General features: G+C 60.2%; 6 protein-coding genes. 4 read left to right on the plus strand and 2 right to left on the minus strand.

Annotated elements, in window-relative coordinates; all coding sequences use genetic code 11:
* Positions 1-83: 83 nt before the first annotated feature.
* A complete protein-coding gene (bglX, locus tag ACW9IR_RS27985) occupies positions 84-2375 on the minus strand; it encodes a beta-glucosidase BglX (RefSeq protein ID WP_457465847.1) in 2292 nt (763 codons plus the stop codon).
* Between the two features lie 261 nt (positions 2376-2636).
* On the opposite strand from bglX, the gene ACW9IR_RS27990 reads away from it, so the two are divergent.
* The 4 genes from ACW9IR_RS27990 (at position 2637) to ACW9IR_RS28005 (ending at position 6226) form a co-directional block, all read left to right on the plus strand.
* Entirely contained in the window at positions 2637-3245 is a 609-nt protein-coding gene (locus ACW9IR_RS27990; protein ID WP_095119162.1) for a LemA family protein, read from the plus strand.
* Between the two features lie 13 nt (positions 3246-3258).
* Entirely contained in the window at positions 3259-4011 is a 753-nt protein-coding gene (locus tag ACW9IR_RS27995) for a TPM domain-containing protein (RefSeq protein ID WP_457465849.1), read from the plus strand.
* Between the two features lie 33 nt (positions 4012-4044).
* Complete coding sequence (locus ACW9IR_RS28000; protein ID WP_457465851.1) at positions 4045-4662, plus strand: TPM domain-containing protein; 618 nt, start codon at positions 4045-4047, stop codon at positions 4660-4662.
* Between the two features lie 346 nt (positions 4663-5008).
* A complete protein-coding gene (locus ACW9IR_RS28005; RefSeq protein WP_102902729.1) occupies positions 5009-6226 on the plus strand; it encodes a class I SAM-dependent methyltransferase in 1218 nt (405 codons plus the stop codon).
* Between the two features lie 66 nt (positions 6227-6292).
* Here ACW9IR_RS28005 and ACW9IR_RS28010 read toward each other — a convergent pair whose 3' ends face one another.
* Complete coding sequence (locus ACW9IR_RS28010; protein WP_457465853.1) at positions 6293-7198, minus strand: DMT family transporter; 906 nt, start codon at positions 7196-7198, stop codon at positions 6293-6295.
* Positions 7199-7344: the final 146 nt, after the last annotated feature.

Consider the following 7344-nt stretch of genomic DNA (forward strand, 5'->3'; position numbering starts at 1 on the left):
AGCGGTGTGTCAGTCAGCATTGAATTAGCTGAATGACCGCTATCGCGAGCAGGCTCACTCCTACAAGGGGACTGCGTTGTCAGTTACAGCAACTCAAAGCTCTGCTGCGTCACGTCCTGGGAATCCAGGCCGATCTGCACGTTGAACTTGCCTGGCTCAGCCGCGTATTTGAGCTGGGCGTTGTAAAACTTCAGGTCATCCTCGGTGATGGTGAAGTGCACGACTTTCTGTTCGCCGGCCTTGAGCATGATTTTCTGGAAGTTCTTCAGTTCCTTCACCGGGCGGATCATCGAGCCGGTGACGTCCTGGATGTACAACTGCACCACGGTTTCGCCGTCACGCTTGCCGGTGTTTTTCAGCATGACGCTGGCGTCGAGCTTGCCAGTGGCGTTGAGGGTGGTCGACGACAACGCCATGTCGCTCAGGGCGAAGTTGGTGTAGCTCAGGCCGTAACCGAACGGGAACAGGGGACCTGTGGTGTCATCGAAATACTGCGAGGTGTAGTTGCCCGGTTTGCCCGGCGTGAACGGCCGGCCAATGCTCAGGTGGTTGTAGTAGGTCGGGATCTGGCCCACGGAGCGCGGGAAGGTCACCGGCAGTTTGCCCGACGGGTTGTAGTCGCCGAACAGCACGTCGGCGATGGCGTTGCCGCCCTCGGTGCCGCTGAACCAGGTTTCCAGAATCGCGTCAGCTGACTGGTTCTCTTCGAGAATGGTCAGCGGGCGGCCGTTCATCAACACCAATACCAGCGGTTTGCCGGTGGCTTTCAGCGCACGGATCAGCTCGCGCTGGCTTTCCGGGATGTTCAGGTCGGTGCGGCTGGAGGATTCGTGGGACATGCCACGGGATTCACCTACCGCTGCAACGATCACGTCAGCGTCTTTTGCAGCTTTCACTGCTTCGTCGATCAGCACGTTGGCCGGGCGCGGATCGTCGACCACTTCCGGCGCATCGAAGTTGAGGAAGTTCAGGTAGTCCAACACCTTCTTGTCGCTGGTGATGTTGGCGCCACGGGCGTAGATCAGGTTCGCCTTGTCGCCGATCACCGAACTCATGCCATCGAACAGCGTGACCGATTGCGCAGGGCGCCCGGCGGCCGCCCAACTGCCCATCATGTCGATCGGCGCTTTGGCCAACGGGCCGACCAGCGCGACTTTTGCGTCTTTCTTCAGCGGCAGGGTTTCGTTCTGGTTCTTCAGCAACACCAGGCTGCGACGCGCGACTTCGCGGGCCTCGGCACGGTGCAGACGGCTCTCGGCGTAGGTGTCGGCCGGATCATCTTCAGCCTTGCCGATGCGCAGGTACGGGTCCTTGAACAGGCCCATGTCGTACTTGGCCGCGAGCACTTCACGCACGGCGTTGTCGATGTCTTTCTGCTCGATCTCACCGGACTTGAGCAGCCCCGGCAGCTCTTTGCCGTACAGGGTGTCGTTCATGCTCATGTCGATGCCGGCCTTGATCGCCAGCTTCGCCGCTTCACGACCGTCGCGGGCGACGCCGTGCTTGATCAGTTCGAAGATCGCGCCGTGGTCGCTGACCGCCAGGCCTTTGAAACCCCAGTCGCGGCGCAGCAGATCGTTCATCAGCCAGGTGTTGGCGGTGGCCGGAATGCCGTTGATCGAGTTCAGCGCGACCATCACACCACCGGCGCCGGCATCGATCGCCGCGCGGTACGGCGGCAGGTAGTCCTGGTACATCTTCACCGGACTCATGTCGACGGTGTTGTAGTCGCGACCGCCCTCGACCGCGCCGTACAGGGCGAAGTGCTTGACGCTGGCCATGATGCTGTCAGCCGCGCTCGGGGTGGCGCCCTGATAGGCGCGCACCATGACGCCGGCAATGCGCGAGGTCAGGTAGGTGTCTTCACCGAAACCTTCGGAGCTGCGGCCCCAGCGCGGGTCGCGGGAGATGTCGACCATCGGCGCGAAGGTGATGTCGAGGCTGTCGGCAGCGGCTTCTTTGGCGGCAACGCGCCCGGACTGGCCGATAGCGTCCATGTCCCAGCTCGAGGCGAGGGCCAGCGGAATCGGGAAAATCGTACGGTGACCGTGGATCACGTCGTACGCGAAAAACATCGGAATCTTCAGGCGGCTGCGCATGGCCGCGTCCTGCATCGGCCGGTTTTCCGGGCGGGTGATCGAGTTGAACGTGCCGCCGATGTTGCCGGCAGCGATCTCTTTGCGGATCAGCTCACGTGGCATTTCCGGGCCGATGCTGATCAGGCGCAACTGGCCGATCTTTTCATCGAGGGTCATTTGGCTCATCAGATTCGTGATGAACGCGTCCTTGTTTTCCAGGGGTACCGGGGTCGTGGCGGCCAATACTTGATGACTGGCCAGGCTGACGAACAGACCCAGCAAACACAGCTTCTTCATGAATATTTTTCTCAAGGGCCCAAGCGGCAATGCAACGCCGGCCAGCCAAAATTTAGGGAGCGACTATTGTTGTTCGGGTACGGGCTCAAAGAAACAGAGCCAAAAACGGCAGCCGACACTTGGCAGCATGATCACGCAGGGCACTTTTTAGCCCATTGCCCCGTCGTAATCCAGCGACGCGGCCGATTATGCCCCAAGAGCCCGCTGAGAATGTTTCGCGCTCGGTTTTTATAATGATATGTGCCAAGGAGCATCACTGCGATGAATGTAAGCCCAACCAATCGCTCGCGTTTGCAGGTCGCCACGCTGCTGGTGCTGGCCACGCTGTTGACCGCGTGCGGCATCAACAATATCCCGACCCTCGACGAACAGGCCAAAGCCGCATGGGGACAGGTGCAGAACCAGTACCAGCGCCGCGCCGACCTGATCCCCAATCTGGTGGAAACGGTGAAAGGTTATGCGGCTCACGAGCAGGAAACGCTGACCGCAGTGATCGAGGCGCGGGCGAAAGCCACGTCGATCCAGGTCGACGCCAGCACCCTCGACAACCCGGAAAAACTCAAGCAGTTCCAGCAGGCGCAGGATCAACTGACCGGTGCGTTGAGCCGCTTGATGGTGGTCTCCGAGCGCTATCCGGATCTGAAAGCCAACCAGAATTTCCTCGCCCTGCAATCGCAACTCGAAGGCACGGAAAACCGCATCGCCGTGGCGCGCCGCGATTTCATTCTGGCGGTGCAGAAATACAACACCGAAATCCGCACCTTTCCCGGTCGTCTCTGGCACAGCGTGATGTACAGCGATCTGCCGATCCGCGAAACCTTCGAAGCCACCACGCCCGGCGCGGAAAAGGCCCCGGAAGTGAAATTCTGATTCGAGGTTGTCCATGCGCGTGTTGAAAATGGGCCTGGTGCTGATGCTGTGGCTGTTCGCCCTCAGCGCCCAGGCCGAGTTGACGTTCCCGGCGCTGAGCGGGCGGGTGGTGGACGAAGCGCAGATGCTTGAGCCGTCGGTGCGTGCGCAACTGAGCCAGCAATTGCAGGCCCACGAGCAGGCGACCGGCGAGCAGTTGGTCGTCGTCACGCTGCCGGATCTGCAAGGCACCACCATCGAAGATTTCGGCGTTCAGCTCGGCCGGCACTGGCGCATCGGCCAGAAGGACAAGAACAACGGCGCGCTGCTGATCGTTGCCCGTGACGAGCGCAAACTGCGTATCGAAGTCGGTTATGGCCTCGAAGAACGACTGACTGACGCGCAGACTTCAGTGATCATCCATCAAGTCATCACGCCCGCCTTCAAAAGCGGCAACTTCAGCAAGGGCATCAGTGATGGCGTCGCGGCGATGCTGGTGGTGCTCGGTGGTAATCCGCTGGATGAGCCATCGACGGTGTATGAGTCCAGTGGTGATCCGTCCGATGATTTCATCTCGCGGCATCCGGGATTGTTCGTGTTTTTGGTGATGTTGTTCATCCTGACGGTGTTTGTCTGCCAGATGCTCGGTATCCTGCCTGCCGGCCGGGGTGGCTCCGGAGGAGGGGGCGGCTTTGGCGGTGGCGGTGGATTTGGCGGCGGTGGAGGCGGAGGCTTCAGCGGCGGCGGGGGCAGTTTCGGCGGCGGTGGTTCATCCGGCGGCTGGTGACATTAAAAGAATAATGAGCAGGCACTTTTCAACATGGCATTACTGACTGAACACGAACAACGCAAAGTCGCCGAGGCGATCGCCCGGGTCGAGCGCGACACCGACGCTGAACTGGTGACGGTGCTCGCGGCGCGCGCCGATGACTACGCGTACATCCCGTTGTTGTGGGCCAGCCTGCTGGCGCTGATGGTGCCGGGCATCGTCCACTACCTGACCGGGTGGCTGACCCTGCGCAGCCTGCTGCTGGTGCAGTGGGGCGCGTTTATCGTGCTGTGCCTGCTGTTTCGTCTGCCGAAAATCACCACTCATTTGATACCGCGTCGCGTGCGGCATTGGCGTGCGTCAAACCTGGCGCGGCGGCAGTTTCTCGAGCAGAACCTGCATCACACCGTGGGCAGCACGGGGATGCTGATTTTTGTTTGCGAGGCGGAGCGGTATGTGGAGATTCTGGTGGATGAGGGGATTTCCGAACGGCTGGACAATAAATCCTGGGATGCCATTGTCGCGGCGTTTACCGAGCAGGTCAGGCAGGGGCGCACGTTGGAGGGATTTGTGGCGTGTATCGAGGCGTGTGGGGAATTGCTGAAGGTGCATGTGCCGGTGACGCAGGTGAGGAATGAGTTGCCGAATCGGTTGGTGGTGTTGGGCTGAAGTACTTTCATCCTGCTTGAGATCCAAACCCTCACCCCAGCCCTCTCCCAGAGGGAGAGGGGGCCGACCGAGGTGTTCTGCGCTCGACATCGACCTGAAACACCGAGTCGATTATGGATTAACAGATGATCGTTTGATTTGATGCTTTTAATACCTGAGTTCGACTCGGTATTTCAGGTCGGTGTAGCTCTTGAAAACACCTCGGTCAGTCCCCTCTACCTCTGGGAGAGGGCTAGGGTGAGGGCCGCTTTAACCAACCGTTGGGTAAATAAGAACGTGTCCCCAACCCCCATCCCCCCTAAAATACCCGCCATTCCCGATTTCGCCCGTCCGAGGCCGCTTTTTCATGTCCGTTACTGCTCCTGCCACCAAACCCGCGCCCGATCACCACGCCCAGTTCATCGAGCTGCTGCAAACCAGCCTCGAGCAGAACGGCTTCATCAAACTGGTGCTGGCCAAGTACGTCGGTGACGAAGCGGATCTGCAACGGGTCATCATCAAAGCGGTGACGGTCAAGGCGCAGCCGAATCTGTCGTTCGTCTATCGCTATAAAACCCGCGACATCACCAAAAACCTGCCGCTGAACGAGGGGGTGGCGACGATTGCCGCGTTACTGCCGACCGCGTTCAAAAATGCCCATTTACTGGCGGTGACTGACGAAGCGCAGCTCGAATACAGCAAAAAGGGCAAGAGTTCGCTGTTCAAAAGCAAACCTCAGCAATTGCGCGAAGCGCCGTCCGCTGAGCACAATCGCGAGAAAAACCGCTTCCTTGAGCTGAGCCGACCGTTCCTCAAGGATCTTGGCGTGACCAACGCGCAGCAGGAGCTGATCCCGGCGATGTCGCGCAAGTGGAAGCAGATCAACAAGTTCATCGAAGTGTTCAGTCATGCGCTGACCTCGTCGCCGCTGGCCCTGGACAAACCGGTGCGGGTGGCGGATTTCGGTTCGGGCAAGGGTTACCTGACGTTCGCGATTCACGATTACCTGCGCAACACCTTGAACGCCGAGGGCGAAGTTACTGGTGTCGAGTTGCGTGAGGAAATGGTCAACCTGTGCAACGCTGCGGCGGCGAAGCTCGATCATCCGGGCCTGGTGTTCAAGTGCGGTGACGTGCGCAGCGTGGCGCCGAGCGAGCTGGACGTGATGATCGCCCTGCATGCCTGCGACATCGCTACCGACTACGCGATCCACACCGGCATCCGCTCCGGCGCATCGATCATCATGTGCTCGCCGTGCTGCCACAAACAGATCCGCCTGCAGATCCAGAGCCCGGCGCTGCTCAAACCGATGCTGCAATACGGTTTGCACTTGGGCCAGCAGGCCGAAATGGTCACCGACAGCCTGCGCGCATTGTTCCTTGAGGCCTGCGGGTATGAGACCAAGGTCTTCGAGTTCATTTCGCTGGAACACACCAACAAGAACAAGATGATTCTGGCGGTGAAACGCGCCGAGCCGGTCGATCCGGCTCAGCTGTTGGTGAAGATCGAAGAGTTGAAAGCCTTCTACAACATCAGCGAGCACTGCCTGGAAACCCTGCTGCGCGCCGACGGCTACCTGGCCTGACGCAAAACCCTGTGGGAGCGAGCTTGCTCGCGAAGGGGCCATAACAGCCAACATCAGCGTTGACTGTCAGTCCGCCTTCGCGAGCAAGCTCGCTCCCACATTTGATTTCACCGCAGTCTTGCGGCCGAGCATGACAGTGGCGATGACACCACACGCAAACACCCAGGTAATCGGCTCGACATGTTCACCAAAGAACAGCGCCGAAAACGCGATGGTGAAGAAGATCTGCAGCAGCTGGATCTGACTGACCCGGGCAATCCCGCCCATGGCCAGCCCGGCGTACCACGCAAAGAAGCCGAGAAACTGCGAAAACAGCGCCACATAACCAAACGCCCACCACGTCTTGGCCGACACCGCACCGTGATGTTGCAGCGCCAGGTACAACACCGGCCCGATCAACAGCGGCGTCGACAGCACCAGCGCCCAGCAGATCACCTGCCAGCCGCCCATCTCCTTGGCCAAGCGGCCGCCTTCGGCGTAGCCCAGTCCACCGATGGCAATCGCGCCGAGCATCAACAGATCGCCCGCCTGAATGCTGCCGGCCCCGGTATACAACGCATAACCGAGCACCAGCGCACTGCCCAGCGCCGCGCAGGCCCAGAAGGCTTTTGACGGGCGTTCGTGGGACAACCACGCGGCATACAGCGCCACGCACAGCGGTTGCAGGCCGTTGACCAGCGCACCGTGGGACGCCGGCAAGGTTTGCATGGCCCACGCCGACAACACCGGAAAACCCAGAATCACCCCGGCGATCACCAGGCTCAGGCCTTTGACTTGCTGCCACGTCGGCCATTTCTCGCGCCGCCACAAAAGCAGCAGCGCCGCCGGAATCGCCGCGAACAATGCGCGGCCCAAACCGTTGAGCAGCGGATGCAGTTCCTGCACCACGATGCGGGTGAAGGGCAGGGTAAGGCTGAAAATCACCACGCCGAGCAGGCCGAGGGCCATGCCGGTGTTTTCGCGCGAGGACATGATGGTGGACCGGAATTGAAGGTGGTTGGGAAGGACCTTCATAAAGCCATAAACCTTGCAGTTCGGGCTGTTACAGCTAGGCACAGACTTAGGCGTACAGTTTGCGGACGCCATCGCGAGCAGGCTCACTCCTACAGTTGAAATGC

The sequence above is a fragment of the Pseudomonas sp. SDT291_1_S447 genome (assembly GCF_054070155.1).